At 44.1% G+C, this 23102-nt stretch carries 18 protein-coding genes; all 18 read right to left on the reverse strand.

Annotated features, from left to right (window positions below; genetic code table 11):
* Positions 1-44 precede the first annotated feature (44 nt).
* Positions 45-1217, reverse strand: coding sequence for an alpha/beta hydrolase (locus tag VIA_RS04355; protein WP_004411349.1), 1173 nt, complete (start codon positions 1215-1217; stop codon positions 45-47).
* 20 nt (positions 1218-1237) lie between these two features.
* A complete protein-coding gene (locus VIA_RS04360) occupies positions 1238-1450 on the reverse strand; it encodes a hypothetical protein (protein ID WP_004411350.1) in 213 nt (70 codons plus the stop codon).
* Positions 1451-1663: 213 nt separating this feature from the next.
* The gene (locus VIA_RS04365) at positions 1664-3100 is read right to left on the reverse strand and encodes a glyceraldehyde-3-phosphate dehydrogenase (protein ID WP_004411351.1); all 1437 of its coding nucleotides are present in this window, start codon (positions 3098-3100) and stop codon (positions 1664-1666) included.
* A 540-nt stretch (positions 3101-3640) separates the two neighbouring features.
* Positions 3641-5065 (reverse strand): DUF4832 domain-containing protein, encoded by a 1425-nt coding sequence (locus VIA_RS04370; protein WP_004411352.1) that lies wholly within the window; start codon positions 5063-5065, stop codon positions 3641-3643.
* Positions 5066-5076: 11 nt separating this feature from the next.
* Complete coding sequence (locus tag VIA_RS04375; protein ID WP_004417096.1) at positions 5077-5475, reverse strand: hypothetical protein; 399 nt, start codon at positions 5473-5475, stop codon at positions 5077-5079.
* A gap of 18 nt (positions 5476-5493) precedes the next feature.
* Positions 5494-6594: a glycosyltransferase family 4 protein gene (locus VIA_RS04380; protein WP_004411353.1), complete on the reverse strand. Its 1101-nt coding sequence runs from the start codon at positions 6592-6594 to the stop codon at positions 5494-5496.
* 2 nt (positions 6595-6596) lie between these two features.
* On the reverse strand, positions 6597-7802 hold the full coding sequence (locus VIA_RS04385) for a glycosyltransferase family 4 protein (protein WP_004411354.1): 1206 nt from the start codon (positions 7800-7802) through the stop codon (positions 6597-6599).
* 10 nt (positions 7803-7812) lie between these two features.
* Positions 7813-8799: a glycosyltransferase family 2 protein gene (locus VIA_RS04390; RefSeq protein WP_004411355.1), complete on the reverse strand. Its 987-nt coding sequence runs from the start codon at positions 8797-8799 to the stop codon at positions 7813-7815.
* Positions 8796-10175 (reverse strand): hypothetical protein, encoded by a 1380-nt coding sequence (locus VIA_RS04395; RefSeq protein WP_004411356.1) that lies wholly within the window; start codon positions 10173-10175, stop codon positions 8796-8798. Before VIA_RS04395 ends, VIA_RS04390 begins: the two co-directional genes overlap by 4 nt.
* A complete protein-coding gene (locus VIA_RS04400; RefSeq protein ID WP_004417094.1) occupies positions 10172-11383 on the reverse strand; it encodes a lipopolysaccharide biosynthesis protein in 1212 nt (403 codons plus the stop codon). Before VIA_RS04400 ends, VIA_RS04395 begins: the two co-directional genes overlap by 4 nt.
* Positions 11380-13539 carry a GumC family protein gene (locus VIA_RS04405; RefSeq protein ID WP_004411358.1) on the reverse strand — a complete coding sequence of 720 codons (2160 nt, stop codon included), beginning with the start codon at positions 13537-13539 and terminating at the stop codon, positions 11380-11382. Before VIA_RS04405 ends, VIA_RS04400 begins: the two co-directional genes overlap by 4 nt.
* A 12-nt stretch (positions 13540-13551) precedes the next feature.
* Positions 13552-14121, reverse strand: a complete 570-nt coding sequence (locus tag VIA_RS04410; protein ID WP_004411359.1) for a polysaccharide biosynthesis/export family protein — start codon at positions 14119-14121, stop codon at positions 13552-13554.
* 2 nt (positions 14122-14123) lie between these two features.
* Positions 14124-15425 carry an outer membrane beta-barrel protein gene (locus tag VIA_RS04415; protein WP_004411360.1) on the reverse strand — a complete coding sequence of 434 codons (1302 nt, stop codon included), beginning with the start codon at positions 15423-15425 and terminating at the stop codon, positions 14124-14126.
* A complete protein-coding gene (locus VIA_RS04420; protein ID WP_004411361.1) occupies positions 15409-16824 on the reverse strand; it encodes an undecaprenyl-phosphate glucose phosphotransferase in 1416 nt (471 codons plus the stop codon). Before VIA_RS04420 ends, VIA_RS04415 begins: the two co-directional genes overlap by 17 nt.
* Before the next feature lie 224 nt (positions 16825-17048).
* Positions 17049-17498, reverse strand: coding sequence for a dCMP deaminase family protein (locus tag VIA_RS04425; RefSeq protein WP_004411362.1), 450 nt, complete (start codon positions 17496-17498; stop codon positions 17049-17051).
* An 889-nt stretch (positions 17499-18387) separates the two neighbouring features.
* Positions 18388-19665 carry a cytosine deaminase gene (locus VIA_RS04430; protein WP_004411363.1) on the reverse strand — a complete coding sequence of 426 codons (1278 nt, stop codon included), beginning with the start codon at positions 19663-19665 and terminating at the stop codon, positions 18388-18390.
* A gap of 9 nt (positions 19666-19674) precedes the next feature.
* Positions 19675-20913 (reverse strand): cytosine permease, encoded by a 1239-nt coding sequence (codB, locus tag VIA_RS04435; RefSeq protein WP_004417091.1) that lies wholly within the window; start codon positions 20911-20913, stop codon positions 19675-19677.
* A 784-nt stretch (positions 20914-21697) separates the two neighbouring features.
* Positions 21698-23044 carry a magnesium transporter gene (locus tag VIA_RS04440; protein ID WP_004411365.1) on the reverse strand — a complete coding sequence of 449 codons (1347 nt, stop codon included), beginning with the start codon at positions 23042-23044 and terminating at the stop codon, positions 21698-21700.
* Positions 23045-23102: the final 58 nt, after the last annotated feature.

Here is a 23102-nt window from a genome sequence, read left to right on the forward strand (position 1 = left end):
CAATGCTGGGCGTTTTACTATTTGGAGTCTATAAGAGATTTGGGTTAAGAGTTCGGTGCCATGACTTTATCCATTAAGGCCATGCTCTGCGCAAAATACGGATTATAGGTTAAGCGAGCGTGCGTTTTTCCAGGTTCGATGTAACCCCACGCTGAATACCAAATGTCTTTACCTTGAGCACACTGGTCTGAAGTGGTTTCAGTTTGTCCGTTACTGCAGATTAGGTTACTTCCACCAATACCGTAATTCGGGTTCTCAGGTGAAAATAGTAGCCCCATGTGCGAACCATTCGAAATGCGTTGCTCAGGCAACTTCATGGTGAATCGAGTTGATCGTTCGTCACTCAAGTCGTTTTCGCCCTGCCAAACTAGATGGCTATTTGGGTTGAGCATTTGGTTTGAGAAGGTATCAATCGCAAATTGTGTGCTGATGACCTTGTCACCTTCACTCAATAACATAAACACGGGTTTATCATACTTAGCGTGCTCAAGTTGCTGCTGGACAACAGCCGATGTCTGATAATAGACGGCGGCAGCACTCATCGGTAATGAGTTATAGCGAAGCGGGTTATCTTCAGGATCTTGATCCGCCCAAGTGACAAAGTAGCTCGCTAAGCCTGCGAATTGCACAGCAGTTGAATTTGGCTGCAGTGCGGGAGAGAACAGCAATAACCCATTGATCGAATCATCTGCCAATGCTTCTGACGTCACAAGGTTTGCTCCGGTTGAATAACCGCCTAGCCATACCGAATCCGTATCGTTTTTCAGTAGCTCAATATGGTGGTGTACCACACCTTGCCAGTCATCTAGGGTAGGTAACTGGAGGTCTCCCACTTTGCTGGCATGGCCGGGCAATAAGATCGTTCTTACTAAGTAGCCTTGCTGGGATAGGTGTGTTGCTATATCAGCAAATGAGTAAGGTGAGTCTCCTAAACCATGGACAAGCAAAACGCCTTGACCATTAGGCTGCTCTGGGCGGTACTCTTTTGGCATAACAAGTGCGAGCTCTGACTCCTTATCAGCTGATATGAAGAGTCGATTGTCGCTCAGCCATTGCTTGGTTTCTTGTAGGTATTGCTCGAAGCTTTGTTGGGTATAGCTTGGCAGCTGTTGCGCTTTTTCGAACGCTGGATCTTGTGTTTGTGCTGTGCAGCCAACAACTATCAAAGCAGTGGCTGCGGCAGCGAGATAAAAAGCAAAAGCGGTTTTCTTACGCATTATATAGTCGATTTTTCTTCTTATTTTGATACGTCTTCATATTCACCCTCAAGCACAGAAGATTTAGATGACTGCTGAGCTGAAAAAGGTGAACGATTCATCTTTAGGGATTTCTCAATCTTCTTACCCGTAATGAGTGCCGCGATAGTCAATGGAATCGCAAGGATTAGGGTAAATACCAAGGTAAACATACCAATGAAAAGGGCGAAAATACCTGAAATTACTCTATTCATAATCAATACCTCTTAGTTATGTAGCTAGAATACCCATTAGTAAATGAATCGAACATGAACGAGAGAGCAAAGCAAAGAAAATTGTCAATTGATGGCTATTCCTCGATCAAAAAAGCCACTTGCAGAAACTGAAAGTGGCAAATAAAGGGGGATTATAATAAGTATAGGTGTTGTGGAGCTTTGCTCCCGACCGAAGTCAGGAGCGATATTCCGTTATTTGGTTGGGTATGTTTTGAAGCGAACGCCCATCATCTGTTCCATACAGTGTACAACTTGGCAGCTGTAACCAAATTCATTGTCATACCAGATGTAAAGTACGCAGCGGTTGTCTTGAGCGATAGTCGCAGCACCATCGACTACGCCAGCGAAGCGAGAGCCGACTAAGTCAGTAGAAACGATCTCAGTCGATTCTGTGTAATCAATTTGCGCAGACAGCTCTGACGTCAACGCCATTTCACGTAGGTAAGCATTTAGCTCATCTTTGTCCGTGCCGTTATCTAAGTTCAAGTTAGCGATTGCCATTGAAACGTTAGGAGTCGGTACTCGAATCGCGTTACCCGTTAACTTGCCCGCTAGTTCAGGAAGCGCTTTCGCTACTGCTTTAGCCGCACCTGTTTCCGTTAGTACCATGTTCAATGATGCACTGCGGCCACGTCGCTCACCTGAGTGGAAGTTATCAATCAGGTTCTGGTCGTTAGTGAAAGAGTGAACCGTTTCGATATGGCCAGAGATGACACCATACTTATCATTCATTGCTTTCAGTACAGGAGTGATGGCATTAGTTGTACAGCTCGCTGCTGACACAATACGGTCTTGTGCTTCAATAACATTGTCATTAACGCCAAATACCACGTTTTTAATATCGCCTTTGCCAGGTGCAGTCAGTAGCACTTTTTCTGCGCCTTTACATTCAAGGTGCTGAGCAAGACCGTCTGCATCACGCCATACGCCTGTGTTATCGACAACAAGTGCGTCATTGATACCAAAACTTGTGTAATCCACTTCTTCTGGTTTGTTCGCGTAGATAAACTGGATGTAGTTACCGTTAGCAATGATCGCTTTACGTTCTTCATCGACAATGATGCTACCGTTGAATTGACCATGTACTGAATCACGGCGTAGCAGGCTTGCGCGTTTTTCTAAGTCGCCTTTCTTGCCTCCGCGTACAACGACTGCACGTAAGCGTAGCGGATAGCCTGGGCCTGATTTTTCAACCAATAGGCGTGTTAGGAGACGACCGATACGACCGAAGCCGTAAAGGACTACATCGCGTGGTTCAGAAACGGTTTCACCGTTCATCGCACCCATTAGAGAAGTGTGTAAAAAGTCTTTCACACCATGGTCGTCATCGCGACCTTGCCAGAACTGATGAGCTAATTGACCGATGTCGATACGACATGGCGAAAGTTCCATTTCAGCCAAAGCTTTAATGAGAGGAAGTGTTTGTTCTGGAGTAAGAGCCGTGCCAGTGTAACGGCGAGCTAGACGGTGAGTTTTGATGATATCGATAGTGGCTGCATTGACCAGCGTTTTACCAAAAAGTAATACTTCGACGCCTTTATGACGGTACAGTTGACCAAGAAGTGGAGAGATAGTTTCCGCAATCGTTTGGCTTGTTTGCCAATCTAAGAGGTGTTTCTCTGGGCTCATTGTATTCGGGGACCTTTCACGTTTTGGGGGCTGACTCTACTTTACTTGTAGGGAGTAAGTAGAAGTTGTATTAATTTTGTAATTTTTATGCGGCAGGATTGTAATGCCTAATATCTTATTCTGCTAGGAAAAATAATAAGGGCTTTATTAGCTAATAAAGCGTTAACCATTGGCGTATTCTTCTGGTTTTTGTTGGGCGAGGATCGTATTGACTTTAGTAAACTATCACGCTTAATTCGCGCAAAAAAACACTTGAAGCACGTTATTGTTGTAATATTTTAAGGTTAATTTCATTCATTCAGTGACCATGATCGACTTAACTACTGGAAACGTGAACATAAAAGCAGAGATTTGAGGCTAGAGGTTAGGATTACGCTATTAGCGTGCTTAATGTTAATCAATGAACTGATTTTTGATCACGTTTTTAGAATCTTTTCTTAGTTGTTGGGAGGAGGAAGTTACGTGGCGTTACTTCCCCTATACCTGCGCAAATAAAATAGCGCAATAGATATAGGGGAGAGGGTCTATGGCTCTACTTGATTAGTTTGCACTGCGAACTTCAATTTCTGATAGTCGGTACCAACCATCTGGCCGTTTCCCTTCATTGGCGAGTGTTAGACCTTCCTCACCACAGTCATTAAGCATGGCTATTTCAATTGAGTAAGTACCTGCCTGAAGCGAGCTTGGAAGTAGCTTACTGATCTTAGAAACATGCGTACCAGGTAGCCAATTTTCGGTGTTTTGTGTGTCTTTACCAAGTGAAACCACCTCGCCGGTACTCGAGACAAGTCGATAGTACACAGAGTAAGGTTGGTAGGTTGGCGTGACACCTTCATTGATAAATTCACTCTCGACTACTAAGGTTTCGTTTTGATTGACTGAGTATGGGTGCTGAATCTTATTAACTCGGAAGCGGAAGCCGATCTTTTTCATCGCATTATCAACGATGTCACGGTATTCGGCAGGAACTTCTAATGATTTCAAGTTAATGCTGCTAGCGTGGTGATCTAATGCCCAATCAAACGTCGCTTTGACTTCTTCACGAGTATATTTCTGATCGTTTAACCATCCTTGCATGTTGCCGCATATCTCAAAGCTAACAGGCGAGTGCTGCCAGGTGTTATCGAAGTTTGCGACGCTTCGCTGAGCTTGGCCAACTCGATACGGGTAGTCATCATTCATATGACTCCACGTGGTTGAAAAGTGATGCCAGTCGCCAAGGCAGTCTGCACGCCAACCCGCTCCTTTACCTACCGCATAAGACAGTGTATCACCAGCATTGATAAGCATGATTTTATTGGTTTTAGGGAACGCTTGGAAATGTAAGTCAACAATGTGGTTTAATTCTTCAGTCGTGTATCGCTCATGTAGAGGAGGCAGTTCTGAGAAGTTGCTGTTGTGCCATTCACCCCAAGAGCCTGCCATGCCGATATCAACATGAGCAAGATGCTTGTTCCCGTCATAACGTTGGCCCAGTGCATCTAGGAGTGTTTTTACGTAGTAGAGATAGGTTGGGTCATCCAGATCGGGAACGAACGTCTTTCCGTCTGAAACCCATTTACCTTTTATCCCTTTATCAATCAACCAATTTGGGATTTTAGTACCGGAATAAGGTTCATCCATGGTCATAAAACGTAGGGCGATGTGGCGCGGTTGTGATAGGGATTGGTTCATCTGGAAAAGTGAATCAATCATCTCAAAATTAAATTGGCCTTCTTGAGGCTCTAGTTCATTCCAATAGAAGCGATAGTAGTCGATTCCAGTCTCGGGGTATTGTTCTGCAGTGAGTTGGCTTCCCCAGCCATTATGAAATGCTTCAATACCAACGCCGGGGTTAACGATGATAGTGTCTAATTCTTTCGGGTATTGGATGTTAAGATCCTGATTGGCCATTGCAAACGGAGCAATTGAGGCTCCGCCAACAAGGCAGGTCAGCACGAGTGTGCTGATGCGTTTTTTCTTCATGTATCTCTTACCTACAAACTTTTAAACCAGTCCCATATTCCGAAGGAAAAGTCTTGGAATATGTCGATTCCGATAGCGGACTTTAATAAATAGAGTGCAAGAACAGAAAGCGAAGCCATGGATAATATGAGTAGCACTACCATAACAAGTACCATGTACTCCGAAAAAGAGAACTTGTCTCGAGGTAGGCGACGTCGGTCTTTACCGGCGAGAAACACAAAGAAATAACGTTTACCAAAAAACGGAAAGCTCTTGCGAACATCAACAGGCTGTCTGTTGACTAGACTGACCGTATTTAACGCTTGCTCAATCGCTTCTTTCTGCTCTTGAGTAAGGTTATCTTGGGTGTTTTTATCGAGCAACGTATAAAACTGCTGTACTGCTCTACTTTGGGTTTCCTGCTTAGACATCTTTACTGAGGACTTCTGTTATTTGGTACGAAGTATTCGATTATAGGTGTCGACGGTTTTCGACGCAATTTTATGCCAGTCGTACTTCGCTAGATATTCGCTGTAATCTTGCGAATCCAGTCTACAACGCTTATTGATAGCTTTAGTAAGAGCTGCAACATTTTTGACCGGGAAATAACAATCCTCACTCAGTTGTACTTCTTTGTTTGGATCAATGTCACTAACTACCACAGGCAAGCTGTAGGAAAGGGCCTCAAGTAACGCGATAGGTAATCCTTCATGGTAAGAAGGCATGACAAATAAATTGGCTTGAGAGAATAAAATTTGTAGCTCATCCCCTTTAACAAAACCGGTCAAAATGACGTTAGGCGTCTCTCTAGCAAGCTGTTTCAGCTTTGCACTGTATGGCGTTTCATGATCGGTATCGCCAACTAATACTAGCGGTACATCAACCTCACTCGCTTTGTATGCCTCAATAAGGTCATGGAAGCCTTTCTCCTCAACAAAGCGGCCGACACCGACGATGTAGTTACCCGCCGTTAACCCATGTTGCGCTAAGGTTTTTTCGATTGTTGGGGCTTCATATGTATTGGCAGGAAGCACACCGTTGTAGATGAGATTGGCATCATGACGCTGGTACTTCTCCTTAATCAAATCGTTGATCACTTCAGAGATAACAATCACTTCATTAGACCAGCGCACCGCGAAACGTTCGCCTAGCTTGAGTATCACTTTGGCAAGCTTGCCCCACTTTTCTCTTTCATAGTCAGGCCCATGGTGGGTAAAGACGACTTTTTTGCCGAGTAGACGCAGTAGTGGCGCGACCAAACCGGGGCCAATTGCATGTACATGGACAATATTCGAGCCATCAAAAAGCGTAGAAAATGAGGCGAGGGTAGAGTGGATGATAGCCTCTAGCGATTTCTTCTTAGGTGCCCATATTGATCGAGTCGTGACACCTTTGTACTCAGATTTCTTGTAATCAACATAAGGGGAGCGAGCAGTGACGCAGACATTGACACCCTGCTCAACGATCAGTGGGTATAAGTGCTGACAATGGGTTTCTACGCCGCCAAGTACATCTGGGATGCCTCGTGTGCCTATAACGGTTACTTTCATGCTTATAACCCCAGTAATTGTTTATAAAGTGAAATCAGTTTTTGATGGTGAGACGTTAAAGAGTAAGTCTCGACTAAACGCTTGCGTGCAAATTTGCCTAGCGCTTGCCTTTCAGTGCTTGACTGGGCAATTTCATCCATGACTTGTGCTAACGATTCTGGGTTGCCCGCTTCAAACAGTCGGCCCTCAACATTATCTCTAACTTGCTCAGGAATACCGCCAATATTGGCACCTATGATTGGCTTACCATAAGCCATTGCTTCTAGCACCGACATTGAGCAGTTTTCATAGCACTCAGAAGGTACAATCACGACGCTCGCCTCACGAATTAACTTGTGAAGGGCCTCGCCGCTTTGGAATCCTAGCAGTTCAATGTTTGGGTAGTTTTCAGTTAGCTCTTCAGTGAGTGGGCCGACACCGGCTACTTTTAATGGCATTGATTGCGAACAAATCTGGTAGGCCTTTGCCATCGTCTCGACGCCTTTTTCTTTACTCAGACGTCCCAAGTACAAGAAGTACTCTTGATCGCTGGCGTCCGCGATATCAACGTTTTCATCGATACCGTTAACAATGACGTCGATTCTGTTGTTAGGCAGCTTCTGCTTGATGATATTGGCCAGAAACTGACTAGGGGAAACAATGGCATCGAGTGCGTGATAGTTCTTAGCCAGCGATTGATAAATCGCTTCTGCGGTCAGTAGCCCACTTTTGAATAGCGAGCCATCGTAACAACGGTTTTTAAATGCATTGAAAACGCTACCTTGTAAACAATCTTCGCAAGTATGACCATCACGGTACATGGTGTAGCTTGGGCAGGCAATTTTTGTATCGTGAGCGGTTAATACAGTTTTGCAACCTGCCGCTTTCGCCACCTTAATGATTGATGGCGTTAGCTGGTGGTAGATGTTATGAAAGTGAACAATGTCAGGTTTTTCTTGAGAGATTATCGCCTCTAGCTTTTTACACGCTTCACTATTATGAATGAAGCGAAAAGCTGTTTTGAGAGCGTCAAGCGCGCTAGGCTTTGAGTGGTAGTCTATATTGTCGACAAAGAACTCATGATATTGGGACGAGAAGTTTTTCTCATGCACCATTGAGAAATCAATAACACTGACGCCCATGTCTTGCAGCATTTCTCGTTCTTGGAAAAATACCGTCTCAGCTCCGCCTTTGAGAAAGAAGAATTTATTGACTACCAGTACTTTCATTTGATGAATCTCACTCAATTAGACGATTTTTAGGAGGTACCGTTGGGTTCTTGGTCGGCGAGAAAAGTCCACGAACTAGGCCGGCGGCAAAAACAGACAGGTTAATGACACTTAAGCAGGCATCTTTCACAGAACGGTTCTTGATTGCTTTTAGGGTAAAGAATGCGCCTAGTGGGGCAAGACTCAGTAGAAAAACAATCGTGGGTGCAAAAAGACCCATAGAGATAACGCCAAGTAAGTAACAAGCAAAGATCAGTTCGTTACGCACCGTCGATAACGCATCTTTAAAGTGAGCTTTACCGAATGCACTTCTCAATAACTCCCCAGGAGCGAATAAGTATCTGCTTTTCCAGCGATATTTAAGTAATTGCAACGTTGGCATATCGTAAGAAGTGTGTAAAAAGAACGGCGTATCAAGACGATGTAGCTTATATCCGGCATGTTTGAGGCGCATACCTAATTCTGCTTCTTCATAGGCATGGAGCGTACGATGCGTTAAATAGCCGACTTGATCGATAGCACTTTTTCGATACATGCCACCGCCACCAAGGTGACTACAATCACCAAGCGGGTAAATCTTGTGTAGGCGTTGTTTACGGGATTTAAATTCGTAGCTCGATGCGTCATCCATTTCAACCGTACCAGCGACTCCAGCATAGTTTGGATTGGACTCTAGGAATGCCACCGCTTTATCGATAAAACCTTCCCCGAGGGTCATATCACCATCCATTAGCAGCAGGTAATCACCATCACTATGTAGGTAACCTAGTTGGTGACCAACGCCACAGCAGCGGTCTTGTTCTTCAATCAATGAAGCCACTTTCGCGCCGTTGTCTAAGGCAATCTGCTGAGTGTTATCTGTTGATAAACTGTCAGCGACAATCACACTGTGTTCGTAGCCAGAGAGTTGCTTGTTAATGCTTTGAATTGTGGCGGCAATACCTGCTTGCTCATTAAATGTCTTAATGATGACGGTGATGCTTGGTAGGGTATTCATACTTTTGCCTCTTCCATATTTAACACTGATTTACGAACAACTAAGCTTGCGCCTAAAGATAGATAAAATAGGAACTGCAACATGGGCACCAACATCAAGATCTGACTGTATGGAAGACTGAGTAGGCCTGCGATAGAAAACGCGATAAATGCAGGTTGCCAAGAAAGTAGTTGGACATCCTGTGGCGACAATTGTTCGAGTGACAAACGCTCTTTTGGTATCGCGATCTTTAACACGTACAAGATCACCACGAAGAACAACGCTGAGCCGATGATACCCATCTCCCACAGCATCATACTCAGTGACGTGGAGTCAATTAAGACGTTAAAAATCGTATTGAGAAAACCTGGTGCAACGGAGCTGCCATGGTTAGTGGCATTTAACCCGTAACCGAAAAACACACTCGGCCAGCCATAAAGATCGCTGTTTTCCAGCCAGAAGAAAATGGTCGTCATTCGCCCGAGTTCACCAGTCGGCAGGATATAGTGCGCGTCAAAAATATAGTCGAGCGAGTCGAAGAATATCTTAAATGCGCTGTTGTTCGGATCTGAGTCAAAAGCCGCGGCATAAGAAGCCGCCAGCACTAGAATGGCGATGAAAATGAGCAGCGACATTGAGCCTAATATGAGCAGAACCTTTTTAATGTCGTTTTGCCTTACGCCGTGGATGTAACTTGGAGAGAGCCAAACAAATACCATTAGGATTGGCGAAATGAGAATAACGAATTTGATTTCACCAAGCACACACAAAGTAAAGGCAGCACAAATATGTAACCCCGCATTCAGCTTACCAATCACGCCATGGCGAAGCTCAGAAAGCTTTAGCAGCATGATCAGCAAACAAAATAAACCGAGAGCAGCACTGTTACCGCCACCCATTGGGTTACCACCAAAGGTGCCTACGACTGAATCCCATTTTTCGAACTCACCATGAGTCGCGACACGTTTCGGCACGACAATCAGGATCTGGTAAAGAATCACGGGCAACTGTGCATAGAATACCCAGTATAAAACTTTTACCGTGCGATATAGCTGGGACTCTCGGATAAACCCAAGCAGTAAGCAAAAGAATACCAGCGAGAGCGCGAGCTCATTTTTGAACCCGACGATGACGACTTTTGCTCCACTTTGCAGAAAGGTAGAGGCGAGCACTAGAGCGCACATGCCGATATAAAAAACGGCGATGCACACTTCATGAACATCATACTCAAGTGATTCATAGTTGTTTTGTAAAAACAGCAATATGACCATTGTCATGGCTGCTAGGAATGGAAGCCACAAGATAGCTCCTATCCCTAACAAGTATTGCACTAAACCACAAATCGCTAGGGTGAGGACAACATAAGCTTGTAAGAATAAGCCGTTGTTGATTCTCATACCGTTTCCAACCTTTGACTCACTTCATTAGCGCGCGAGTTCACTCTGAGGAAAATAAACGCATATCGAAGTGCAGATAAAAGCGCGAACACGATAACCGAATAAGCATAATCTGGAGAGATATATGGCATCAGTGTGAAGGCGATAAGAACGACGGCTAACTGTTCTATTTGAATACGTAAGAAGTACTTCGGTGAGCCGTAAACCAATTCAATAACGGTAAGTGGGCAAATGGCTAGCGCTGTAAACAAGTAGGGCAGTAGGTAACGAGAAGTCGGTATTGAAGCGACCCATTCTTCGTTAAAGCCAAGGTTCATTACCATCGGGTAGAAGAGGAATACGCCTGCCGTGGCAATAATACCAAGTGACATTAGCAACTTGCGTACTTTGACGAATTCTGAGTAGTTAAATCGATTGTTGCGAAAATCGATCGACCAGCTTGAAAAGATTGAGTTGCGCACCGCGTTGCCAACAATGATCACTGGAGACAAACAAAAGCGACTAACAACCGCAAAGTAACCTGCAACAACAGGTGAGAACCAAATGTTGATCAAGATAACTGGCAGGTTGCCATTGAGCATAGCAAGAATTTCAGCACTGCCAACTTTGCTAATGTGGTGAATGTTGTTTTTGAAAAAGCGAATATTGGATGACAGTGAAAGTTGGTTCCACCTTAACGCTTTAACTGGAACAGAGTACAAGATGAACATTGAAACATAGGCGAGCAGCGTTCCACCCCATGCCCAGTAGAAAGTTTCCATATCTTGCATGGTGTAGATGAGCGCAAGAACTAAGCCTGAAATAGTGGTTCGTTGCAGGGCGAGAACTTTCATTTTCGCATCACGCAGCAATAAATTCTCGGAAATCAAAATCCAAGAGTGACCAAGGATGAGCAAGAAAAGCTGTTCGTAGCTGCGTTCAAAGAAAAAGCCCGTAGCCAAAGCGGTGAAGACGGAGAGCAATAAACTAAATAACAAGCAAAAGATAATGTTCTGACCTAATGTCTCCTCAGCTTGCTTCGGGATAAGCAACTGCGAAGCGAAGGTACACACTTGTGCACCAATCAGGGCGATACTGTACGTCATCGCATAGTAGCCGACCTCGGCCATCCCATAGCTGGTGGATATCAACCATATCGATACTGCTCCAATCACTTGAGACAGCATCGAGGAGCTAGCAATGGTTGAGATCTTTTTTAGCAAACTCACAGCAGTTCCTCACTTTCGAAGAGTTCGGTGCTGTTATGTGCGGCAAAGCGCTTTGCTTCTTCACTGGTTAACATGTCTTCCTTGGTCATGTTAAGTACGCCATAAATGTCGCCATCAACCAAGGCAGTGATTTTATTCAGCTGTGGAACAATCTCGTGTGAAGTGTAGTTGTCGGCTTTGACCGTCACGATGATCGCATCAAGAGCTGCCACTAGCATTTGAGCATCTTTGTTTTCGCTGAGCTCAGGCAGGTTAACGATGACTTTATCAAACTCAGAACACAAGTGTTGATACGCTTCTAAACAGTCACTGTTGGCAAAGAAACTCAGAGGAGACTCAGTAAGCTCTCCCAATGGCATAAAAGTTAAGTTATTGGCAATGTTTATAGTTACCTCACTCAGCGCACGTTTTTGGCTTACGTACTCACTAAAGCCCGCAATTTCGCCACTCTGTTGACCTTCATCCGGGAATGCATTCAGCACGTTGCGGGTCATGCTGTTTTTGCTGCGATAATCTAGATCGAGCAATAAAGTGCGATGGTTACTATTGAGAGCTGACGCTAAAATATAGCTAATCGCTGATGCTCCTTCGTGAGGAAAAGCGGCAACGACACCAACAGATTTGCTTTCAGGTGCCTTTAATGACAATGCGGTACACAGGCCGTGAGCGATTTCGTTTGAGTAAGGGTTTTGTGTAATGCGTCGACAAAGCTCCAGTGTTGTAATCTGTTCTTTTTTGTCTGAAAAACTTGGTAAGTCGATAAGAGGCGTCAAACCTAAGCGAGTTTGCAATTGTTCTAAATTGGTAATGGTTCGCTTTAGCGCTGCATGGACGATGATAAACAGCACCCCGATAATAAAGGTCATCATCGCGATCATGACGATCATCAAACGCTTATTTGGTTTCGCTGGGCGATCACTCACGGTTGCTGGGTCATAGATCAGTGCATTCGGCTCGCGATATTGAGTGTTAACGGCGTGCTCGGCACTGCGTTGGTATAACTGCTCGTAGAGCTCTTCCGTCTTATCCAAATCAGTTTTTAGGCTATCGTATTGATCTCTTTTATCAATTAATTTTGCATAATTGACTTTGTCTTGGCTGAGTAGTTTTTTGTAATGATTTTCTTTTATGAGCTGCGCTTGATACTTTTTATGTAAGCCGATTTTTAGCTCTTCTAATAGGTGACGAGTTTGCTTATGTATCGCATCCAACTGAGCATTAGCTTCCAGGATTTTCCTGTGTTTTGGACCATAAACTCTTTGTAAATCAGCAAGGTTTCTTGTCGCTTGAATGAGGGCGATACGCAGATCTTGCAGTTGAGGGTGCGAAGAAACTTCAGGGACTGCAGACAGGTCCTCAATATCACCTTGCATATATTTCGCAACGAGTTCGTACGTTGCTTGGGCTGCGATGCGACGCTCCTTCGCATCGGCGTATTTATTGGTGAGAATGCTTAGCTGCTCTGTTTCAATACCATCAATACCGCGGAACATGATAAGGCCTTCCTTATCTAGGAAGCGCTGGAGTTCGCGCTTTTTTTCTTCAACTTGCGACTTTAAGGTCGCCATTTGTTGTTGGTTCCACTCTTGTGCTTGAAGCGTTTTTGCCACTTTCTGTTCAACGGTGTAATCAATAAAAGCTTGAGCAACGCCATTGGCAATATCTGCCGCTCTGCGACCGTCCGGAGATTCATAAGAAACGTATACTAGCTGAGTTTGACGTACTGCCGTAAATTTCAGATTCTTTGATAAGGTTTTTAAGGCATTGGCGATGCGAGTTTCTTCAGGTAGATCCCACATCCCTTCGTTACCAAGGACGGCGTCGTTAAAGGATTCGTCTTGCTCAAGCTTCATGCGTAGAACTGCGCTTTGTAATACCACACGTGACTGCATAAGGTTGAGTTGAGTTTCGTAATATTGGGCGCGAGTTGAATCGTATCCATCAACCTGATCGACGGGAGAGGCATTGTCGGACTGAGCTTTGATGAGCACCGTTGCTGTGGAAACGTATTTTGGCGTCATCATTTGAATCAATGGGAGACTCAAGCCGGTAATGATGGCGGTTACCATCACCAATTTTAAGGCGTGTTTCTTCATCGCTTTGATCAAGGGGTCAAAGTTAACATGGCTTTCGAGTGATTTGCCGCGTTCTATCATTACTGCTCTCTTTTAGAAAAAACTTTGTTCAACGATGACGACATCGCCGGGGTATACAGCATCAGTCAAATTGACATTTTCCAGTAGCTCGGTAGAGCCTGAAGGACGAATATTAATATCATCGCGATCGGCGCGGTCAGTGAACCCGCCAGCAAGTGCGATGGCTTTCTCCACAGTGAGTTGAGGTTCATATTCATAGCCATCAGGGTCTTCAACTTCACCGGTAATAAAGAACTTACGGAAACTAGTCATTTGCACAGTAACCATTGGGTCTAGCATATAGTCAGCTTTTAGACGAGCTTCCATATCGAGTTCGATTTCTTCCGTTGTATGGCCCGTCAACTGTACATAACCAATGTAGGGAAAGTTCACACCGCCACGTTTACCAATAGTAAACTTCATGGAAAGGTCTTGATCTCCATAGACTTCAATATTCACTCGGTCACCGGGACCAAGTAAATACTCGCGCTGCTGCGATAGTCTGCTGTTAGGGTCTTGTTCCGAGTTTGAAGAGTCAGCCAAGGCGGTATGGCTGGTTAAAATCAACAATGCCCCAACGAGGTGTAAGATAAATTTTCTCATGGTTAAATTTGCACCTTAAGCATCAAATCAAATTGGCTTTTGTTGTAGCCAAGTTGTCGAATTTCAGGAATATTGGCATTTTCGCCAATATAAAATGTGGTTGTTTCGTGGTTTGAAGTCTTATTAGTATATTGGTAATTAAACTCCAAGCGTACTGATGGCCGAAAATCATAGCCTAACGAGAATGAAGCTACGTTTGAGCTATCTTCTCGATCACTGTCTTGCGACTTATAGTCTTCAAATTCTTGGCCAACATCGAATTTGGTGTTCAAACGGTCAACAAACCATTTGTGATTCCATGAAAGTCCATACTTTGTATTTAAAATATACCCACCAACTTCGGTTGGGTCTTCTACCCTATGGAAACCGTATAACTGAAACTCAGAATGCTTAACAGGCTTCCAATTCAGTGTTGCTTGCCAGTTGAAGCCGTTAAAGGCTTGTGCTTGGGGATTGTTCTTAAAATCTTTATATAACCAAGCAATATCCGCTTCTAAGCTGGTTTTACCTGAGCGTTTTGATTTGATGCCAAACCTCAAGTAATGCTCATCAGAATCACGAATCGGCGAAGAGGCATAGTGTCTAAAGTTATTAATCGAACTGTAGCGAAATCGCGTATCTTTGGAGTACTGATCGAAGAGTTCTACAGTGACAGTTTTCTCTTGCCATTGTTGATCTTCGATATAGGCATAAAAATCAGAGCTGGTTTGTTCAACAGCGTCGGTGTCTGTAAATGAAAGATCCTTCACCTGTAGCGCGAGGTTAAAATGGCCTCGGCCTTCTGGTCTACCGTAGATGTAACGGAGTTCGCTATTGAACAACTCGCTGCTTAAAGGCTGATTAATTCCGTATTGGCGAAATTGTTCGTCTGTAAAGCCTTCCGTAAGTCCCGTCCCTCTGTCTTCGTGTCCCCACGTTTGCTCGATAAACCAGTTAAGCTCATGTTTGTCGCCAAAGTGCCACTTAGGCAAGAATAAAAAATAGTGGTCACTATAGTCATCTACAGCACTTGTTTGGTCTTGATACTGTAAAAATTTACCAGAATAAACTAGCAAGTAGCTGTCTTCACCACGTTCACCAATGGCCTGAAAGTAGGGTTCGACCATAACGTAATCAGACTCGACCGAGTCACTCGATTGAGTCTGATAAGTGACGTTAGAGTCTTGACCGTATCTCATTGAGAGCTGAGATTGAAAGTCGATTCCAGCGATACCTATATGGGGTTTAGGGGTTAAGTTTGCATGAGAATAAGTGGTGAACGTTAACCCTAGGCCACCAATAATTAACTTAGTACGCTGTTTCACTAACAAAGCCTTTGAAGACTGTCATAAATATAATTTTTAAATCCCATGCCAATGACCAGTGTTGTAAGTAGGCAATATCATATTCAACACGCTTCTCCATTTTATCGATGGTGTCGGTTTCACCTCGATAGCCGTTGACTTGAGCCCAACCTGTAATTCCCGGCTTGATCTTATGTCGAATCATATAGTTATCAACGATGATTCGATACTCTTCATTATGAGCAACAGCATGTGGTCTCGGGCCAACGATTGACATGGACCCTTGTAGAACGTTAAAAAATTGCGGAAGTTCATCTAATGAGGTACGACGGATGAATGCCCCAAACTTGGTGACGCGAGGATCCGATTTGGTGGCTTGTCTTACTTCGTCATCGTTCTCCATCACACTCATCGAACGAAATTTCCAAACTTTAATCTTCTTACCACCTAACCCATAACGGTCTTGCTTAAATAGCACAGGGCCGGGTGAGCTAAGTTTTACTCCCGCTGCAATAACAAGCAGGATAGGGGAGATAAGAATCGTGATGATTCCGCCAATAAGAATATCTTCAACACGCTTAGCTAATGCGCCAAATCCATCAAATGGGGTCCCAAAGACAGACAGTGCTTGCATGTGGCCAATTGGTTGAAAACGCGAAGAAGACAGGTTGTAGCTATGTAAATCTGGTACGACAAATGTATCCACCGTGGTATCAGATAGCTTCTCTACGTATTTGGAGATCTTCTCTTTTTCGACCATTGGTATCGTGATGTAAACTTCATCGATTTCGTTACGTTTGGCTTTCTCTAACAGCTGTTTAAATTTGCCTTTGTAACTAGACTTCGTGATATAGCCAAATTCGTCTTCGTTCTTCTCCGCGTATAGCTCTAACTTTATATCGCCAAGGCGATGAAGAGTGAGTAGTTGCTGTTCTAGTGCAATAGCTGTCGGTGTATAGCCAAATATTGCGATAGTTTTTACTTTGCTATAACGACGATACACTGTACGAGAAACGGTCAAAATTAAAATGCGGACAGCAATAACCGAAGCAATAGAAATAGCGAACAGATAGTAGAACCAGCCTTTGCTTAGGTGGTTGATGCTTGCTCCTTCATTGGAGCCATAGAAGTACTTAATTACTTCTACTGAAATGAAAGTGAAAAACGCCGCGACCAAGATTCTAGTGACAGAGGCCCCAATACGTTTTCTTACATTGATAGAGTAAACATTGCAATATTCTGAAAATAGCAGAAAAAAGGTAGCGATAATAAATGCAACCGCGAAATCTATCGCTGTTTCATTTCCATAATTGACGTCTATAACTGACTGTATGGAAAAGTTGATTATCAAAAAATCTAATACTTTTAATAGTGGCGCATAACCATCTTCGGCAAATTTTACAACTCGCTTACCATCCATTTACCAATCTCCACCTTTGATGCTGAATAGTCATTAATCACCTTACATAATTTTTCATTTCCTTACATTATGCATGGTGTAATCGTTAGTTTTGTTAAGGTGTCGTCAGGTGCTTTACATCATGTAAGGCAATTCTGACGGGTGAGGTGGAAAATGTGGCCTTTCGTTGTTAACGCAAAGCAAGGGGATGATATCCCCCCTAAATCCGCATAAATGAGCAGACCTTATGAGTCAGACAAATCTTCTAGTGGCAGCCAGTTCACTTTCACGCCAGCTTGCAAAAACATTTCTTGGCTTACTTTGATTTTGTCACCCCAGCGGGACAAGAAATCAGGTGTTTGCTCTGGGCAATGTACCGCTGAAATTCCCGTTTGAATGATTTTCGCAGCGCAATTCGGACAAGGGAAGTGTGTGACCCAAATTTCACATCCATCGAGATCGCGCTTAGCAAACAAAATTGCATTTTCTTCGGCGTGTAAGGTTTTTAAATACTTCATTTCACGGTCGTCGGTCATGGCACTATCCGAAATGCCGTGGGGGTAACCGTTGAAACCGACAGAAACGATTCGGTTCTGTTTTGTAATGACAGCGCCAACCTGAGTGGAAGGGTCTTTACTCCAAGACCCAACTAATTCTGCCATTTGGTAAAAGCGTTGTGCCCATTTTGAAATCATTTCAGCTTTCCTCTAGGAAATAGTACTTAGGTTTATCAGTTATCTAAGTGAAATAGGTTATGTGATGTAGATCCCTAATAATATCCTAATTTCGCTCACGATAGTCCAGTAAAAGCGTATATAGAGGAACTTTGAACGTGTTACGTAACAATGAGTGATGGCAGTCACAACTCTTTTGGGTAGAGTATTCGTTCGGTTTGGGCATTAAGCTATAGCACTTGTGCGAGATCTCTCACAAGTGCGTGAGTGAACGTAGTTATATTAGTTAGGATATAGCTTTTGTTGTTGTGTAAGTATTTGATTTGAAAGAGTGTGATTGATTTTTAAACTGTTCTGGGAGGGCGTTATAGCGATATTTACTATTGTGAAAAACCACCAATCGCATAATCTTAAGTTGTCAGCAGGGAGCAGACACGGAACAGGAAAGACCCAAGGACAGGTCATCTTCAGGACGAAGATTCGATTATTCAGGATGAATGGTCGGCATGGAAAGCGAAGGACATTGGCTGGACGCTAGTAACTAGGATGGTTACACAAGGAAAGACAATGGACACTTAACGGACTAAGGCAATTTCTATCAGGATGATAGAGTCAGGGACACCGCTTAAGGATTAAGTGATGAGAGTTAGCGAGGATAGCTAACGGGCTGGATTGCCAAGGACACCGCTAGGATGGCGATGATAAGGAAAGTGCTGAAGGATTCAGCGTACTATCAAGGAATAGATGCAGGGAGCACCTATTAGTAGCCGGATTGCTGCGAGTAAGACCACACCCCACTAGGCGAAAGCTTAGTGGGGTTTTCTTTTGTGTTGAGAAAAATAAAACCATAGATTGGATAGAAAAAGGGAAGCATTTGCTTCCCTTTATACATTTCATGCGATCAAATCGATTAGCGTTTGAAAGTCACTTCTTCTTGCTCACCAAGATGAATCTGCGTTGTAGCTGGCTGAGTTTCAGCAATCACTTTACCGTGACGGACTGAGTAGCGCACTGGCACTTGACGACGTACGGCATCAAAACCACTTTCTGCAGGTAAGATCAATAAGCTGCCAGGCTTGCCTTGTTCAATACCATGTTTCTCTTGGATGTTGAGCGTGCGTGCAGAGTTATCGCTAATTAGGTCTAGACCGTTGTTGATTTGGTCATAACCCATCACTTGGCTTACGTGCAGACCCATGTGCAAAACTTGCAGCATGTTAGCCGTGCCTAGTGGGTACCATGGGTCGAACACGTCATCGTGACCAAAACAAACATTGATACCAGCGTTAAGCATCTCTTTCACGCGCGTCATGCCACGACGTTTCGGGTAGTCGTCAAAGCGGCCTTGCAGGTGGATGTTGACTAGAGGGTTAGCAACAAAACTAATACCGGACATCTTTAACAGACGGAACAGACGCGACGCGTAAGCACCATTGTAAGAGCCCATAGCGGTAGTATGACTCGCCGTTACCTTATGGCCCATTTCGTATTTATGTGCCAATGCAGCCAGCGTCTCAACGAAGCGAGATTGTTCGTCGTCGATTTCGTCACAGTGAACATCGATTAGGCGATCGTATTTACGTGCCAGTTCAAATACATAGTGCAGAGACTCCACTCCGTATTCACGAGTGAACTCAAAGTGAGGGATTGCACCGATAACATCAGCGCCAAGCTTCACTGCTTCTTCCAGCAACTCTTTACCGTTCGGGTAAGACAGAATGCCTTCTTGCGGGAATGCAACAATCTGGATATCGACCCACTCTTTCATCTCTTCGCGCACTTCGATCATTGCTTTAAGTGCGACCAATGTTGGATCGGAAACGTCAACGTGAGTACGAACGTGTTGAATACCGTTAGCGATTTGCCATTTTAGAGTTTGCTTTGCGCGAGTTTTTACATCTTCAATAGAAAGCATCTCTTTACGCTCGGCCCAACGCTCGATGCCTTCAAACAATGTGCCTGAAATGTTCCAGTTAGGTTCACCGGCGGTTTGAGTCGTATCTAGGTGGATATGAGGCTCGCAGAAAGGAGCAACCGCTAGGCCGCCCTCTGCATCAAGAATGTTACCTTGGTAAGCAACATCCGCATCGTTATCGAGAATTTGCTTAAATTGACCGTCTTCAATCAAGATTTGTTTTAATCCTTCTTGATTGCGAAGTGTGGCGTTTTTGATCAATAGCGTTGTCATGATGCTTCCTTACGCAGCTTGTGTTTTCAGCGCGCGTTTGTTTAGTAGTGAATTAAGTACAACATAGCTTAGTGCACCGCCTAGAACAGCGTTTAGTGGTACAACACCTGGAATGAATTTACCTGCCGCAACACCGATAGCTACCGCTAGGATGCCAGCCCAGTTAATTGTCTGGAATTCAGCTTTGTCAAAGTTCTGGTAGCGTTTACGGTTAATCAGGAAGTCAGCAATGATCACGCCGCCGATTGGTGGAATTGCTGTCGAAAGGAAGGTTAACCAGCCAACGAAGTTATTGTATAACCACAGGGCGAAGATTGTACCTACGATACCGTTGACGATAGACATTACTGTGCTTGAACGTCCAGTAATGTTTGAAAAACCAAGGCCTGAAGCGTAAAGCGCATTTTCGTTGGTTGTCCAGATGTTTAAGCCAAGCACGATGATAGCAGGTAGTAGTAGACCCTGCGCAATCATTACGTCAGAAATATCTGCTTGACCTGTTGCCGCCGCGCCTGCTGCGCCGAAGATGAACATCAGTGAGTTACCGATAAAGAAGGCAACCATCGTCACCAATACAGCACTTGCTGGTTTCTTACCAAAACGAACGAAATCAGCCGTGAGTGTACCTGCACTGACGAACGAGCCTACCACCATCGCGAGTGCGACGGAAAAGTCCATTGGCGTTTCTGGCTGAATCAGTTGTAGCTGCTCTAAGCCTCCAATGCTGTCTACCGCCATAGAAACTGAGTAGCTACCTAAGATTGCAATCGCTGGTACGGCAATCGCCGATAGAACCATTAGCGCCTTAATGCCGAAGTACACCGTTGCCGTCATTAGTAGGCCAGAAACGATAATAAGCGTGTTGGTATCAATCCCGGTTGCTTTCTGGACTGGGATTGCGAACATCGCTACGCCAACACCAAACCAGCCAACCTGAGTTCCGCCTAATAGAGCAGATGGGAGCCAAGAGCCTTTAGTACCAAAAGAGAATCGAGCGAGAAGGTGAGTAGAGAGACCAGTAGAAGCGCCAATGTAACCGAGGAAAGAGGTGTAGATACCGAGGATGAGGTTACCAATAAGAACAGCGAGGAAGAAATCATTGAAAGAAAGACCAGTACCAAGGGAGCCGCCGGTCCACATACTTGCAGAGAAGAAAGTGAGTCCAAGCATTACCATGGTAAGTGAAGCGACTCCTTTCCTTGCCGTTGTCGGCACGGGTCCCAGACTGTAGTTATTGTCCGCAGCCATTTATAACCTCCGCAAATAGATTATCAATACAAATTGTGTGAGTTTTAGGTAAACGGCGCGTATTATGATGACATAAAAAACTGTGTCAATGATAATTTTGTAGTTAGCGTTCGTTATTGTTTTGTTTTGATGATTAATCTATTGAAATATAAATAAAATAATTCAAAATAATTTTGATTTAAATCTTATTTAAACCTTTGCATATGATCATAAGTTGTTTGTTTACCAGTGTTTGGTGTCTAGGTTTGTTGTATGGGTTTTGAATTGTGTTCTATATAGTTTGTTGTCAACTTGTACAATGATATTGCGAGTATGCAAACGTTACCCTTTTACATCTATCGGAAGAGATACCTGACTTCTTACTTTGTGAATAATAAAAGTTGCTCTTATGAGGGTTTGAGATAAATATTATGGCTAAATGCTTATTTGTAGTGGTCGATTTAGAGCGTTGTGGATGCAAAATAGTCAAATTTTGACTTTTTTTAAGTTTACTCTGGGATTGAACTTGGGTGGGGCTGATAAAGAAAAGGCCAATCTCAATAAGGGAGATTGGCCGCTATACTTGTGAACAAAATGGAGTTCACTAACAACGTCAGTTGGCTAGGTGACCCTCGGCTTAAGAAGGGTCATTAATATAGTTGCACTATATGTGCCAACTTTAATAGCACTGAATTGCTATGAAATTGGTTATAAATTGCACTTTTCTGTCCATTTCGTTGCATATTGAAAATGCAATTTGCAAATGACCATACATTTGCTAATGACATAAATAATAGCAATTGCGTTACAACATAACCAAACTAGCAGTGCCTAAGAAGGCAAAGAAGCCAACGACATCTGTTACCGTTGTCAGTATCACTGAACCCGCTAATGCCGGATCTAGCTTGAGCTTATCGAGCGCGATCGGGATCAATACACCAAATAGCGCAGCGGTGATGATATTGACAATAATCGCCAACGCGATCGTTCCGCCTAATATCGCAGACTGAAACCATAAACCTGCGAGACCGCCGATAATGAGTGCCCAAAGCAAGCCGTTAATCGAGCCAATACCGATTTCATTTTTCAATAAGGCCCAGCGGTTGCCTGAGGTGATCTGGTTTAATGCCATCGCACGAATCATTAGTGTTAAAGTCTGGCTACCTGCTATGCCCCCCATAGAGGCAACAATCGGCATCAGTACCGCAAGCGCAACCACCTGAGCAATGACATCTTCAAACAATCCGATGGTGACAGAGGCAAGAATCGCCGTCATTAGATTGATCCCTAACCATACGCCACGTTTTTGAGAGCTTTTGATCACGGGTGCAAAAAGGTCATCCCCTTCATCCATACCCGTACCCGCCATTAAGCGAGTTTCGTAAATTTCACGCTGAGTGCTTAGGGCGAATTGCCAATCGACTTCACCAATCAATAATTGCTCATCGTCGGTGACAGGCATGGTGGAAAGAGAGGAGTGCTCGAGCGCCTCAATACTTTCCGCAAGAGTGAGCGTTGCATTCAACGTGACCACATTGTCGATAGCAAGGTGACGCAGCCTTTCTGTTGGCTCTGCTCTTAAAAGATCGATATAACTGACGACACCGCGGAACTGTTTGCGCTTATTGATCAGATAGATTTGTTGTGGCGCGTCATAGCTGTAGCGCTCCATTAGTCCTTTCGCTTTTTCAACAGAGATATTGAAAGGGAGAGTGACTACTTTTCGTTCAGCCCAGCGGCCTAATTCATCATCTTGATATTCATTGGCTTGGTCGTAGAGCTCTAACTCATCTTTTTCGATCAGTTGTAGCGCTTCGTTGATGATCTCTTCGGGGAGAGAGTCAGCCCACTCTATCAGTGATAGGTTATCGAGCTTAGCTAGGGTTAGCTTTAATTCAGTCTCAGACAGTTCATCAATGATCGAGCGGCGCACCTCAGCACGGGCCTCAGTCAGAACTTCAATGTGGAGTTCTAAAGGAAGTCCACGCCACAGTTGCACACGCTCATCGATAGGGAATGCTTCTAAGATTAACGCGATCGAGCCAGCTTCCAATCCTTCCTCTATCAGTTGGTTGAGGATGTTACTCTGCTGTTCTGGCTCAGATTGGGCGATGGTTTCAATTTGAAAAGATAAGTCTTGAAATTCGCTCATTAAGAAGGCTCCGTATTGTTACGGTTTAAATCTAGATGAGCGCTATAGTATCAGAAAG

Origin of the sequence: Vibrio orientalis CIP 102891 = ATCC 33934 (assembly GCF_000176235.1) — a bacterium.
In the GTDB taxonomy this organism is placed as follows: Bacteria; Pseudomonadota; Gammaproteobacteria; order Enterobacterales; family Vibrionaceae; genus Vibrio; species Vibrio orientalis.

What these genes read in the sequence shown, in the direction of transcription:
- VIA_RS04370 (WP_004411352.1), bottom strand. Translation starts at nt 5,065, where the DNA reads ATGAAGAAAAAACGCATCAGCACACTCGTGCTGACCTGCCTTGTTGGC.
- VIA_RS04360 (WP_004411350.1), bottom strand. Translation starts at nt 1,450, where the DNA reads ATGAATAGAGTAATTTCAGGTATTTTCGCCCTTTTCATTGGTATGTTT.
- VIA_RS04395 (WP_004411356.1), bottom strand. Translation starts at nt 10,175, where the DNA reads ATGAGAATCAACAACGGCTTATTCTTACAAGCTTATGTTGTCCTCACC.
- VIA_RS04420 (WP_004411361.1), bottom strand. Translation starts at nt 16,824, where the DNA reads ATGGATGGTAAGCGAGTTGTAAAATTTGCCGAAGATGGTTATGCGCCA.
- VIA_RS04440 (WP_004411365.1), bottom strand. Translation starts at nt 23,044, where the DNA reads ATGAGCGAATTTCAAGACTTATCTTTTCAAATTGAAACCATCGCCCAA.
- codB (WP_004417091.1), bottom strand. Translation starts at nt 20,913, where the DNA reads ATGGCTGCGGACAATAACTACAGTCTGGGACCCGTGCCGACAACGGCA.
- VIA_RS04355 (WP_004411349.1), bottom strand. Translation starts at nt 1,217, where the DNA reads ATGCGTAAGAAAACCGCTTTTGCTTTTTATCTCGCTGCCGCAGCCACT.
- VIA_RS04380 (WP_004411353.1), bottom strand. Translation starts at nt 6,594, where the DNA reads ATGAAAGTAACCGTTATAGGCACACGAGGCATCCCAGATGTACTTGGC.
- VIA_RS04405 (WP_004411358.1), bottom strand. Translation starts at nt 13,539, where the DNA reads ATGATAGAACGCGGCAAATCACTCGAAAGCCATGTTAACTTTGACCCC.
- VIA_RS04375 (WP_004417096.1), bottom strand. Translation starts at nt 5,475, where the DNA reads ATGTCTAAGCAGGAAACCCAAAGTAGAGCAGTACAGCAGTTTTATACG.
- VIA_RS04390 (WP_004411355.1), bottom strand. Translation starts at nt 8,799, where the DNA reads ATGAATACCCTACCAAGCATCACCGTCATCATTAAGACATTTAATGAG.
- VIA_RS04425 (WP_004411362.1), bottom strand. Translation starts at nt 17,498, where the DNA reads ATGATTTCAAAATGGGCACAACGCTTTTACCAAATGGCAGAATTAGTT.
- VIA_RS04365 (WP_004411351.1), bottom strand. Translation starts at nt 3,100, where the DNA reads ATGAGCCCAGAGAAACACCTCTTAGATTGGCAAACAAGCCAAACGATT.
- VIA_RS04385 (WP_004411354.1), bottom strand. Translation starts at nt 7,802, where the DNA reads ATGAAAGTACTGGTAGTCAATAAATTCTTCTTTCTCAAAGGCGGAGCT.
- VIA_RS04410 (WP_004411359.1), bottom strand. Translation starts at nt 14,121, where the DNA reads ATGAGAAAATTTATCTTACACCTCGTTGGGGCATTGTTGATTTTAACC.
- VIA_RS04430 (WP_004411363.1), bottom strand. Translation starts at nt 19,665, where the DNA reads ATGACAACGCTATTGATCAAAAACGCCACACTTCGCAATCAAGAAGGA.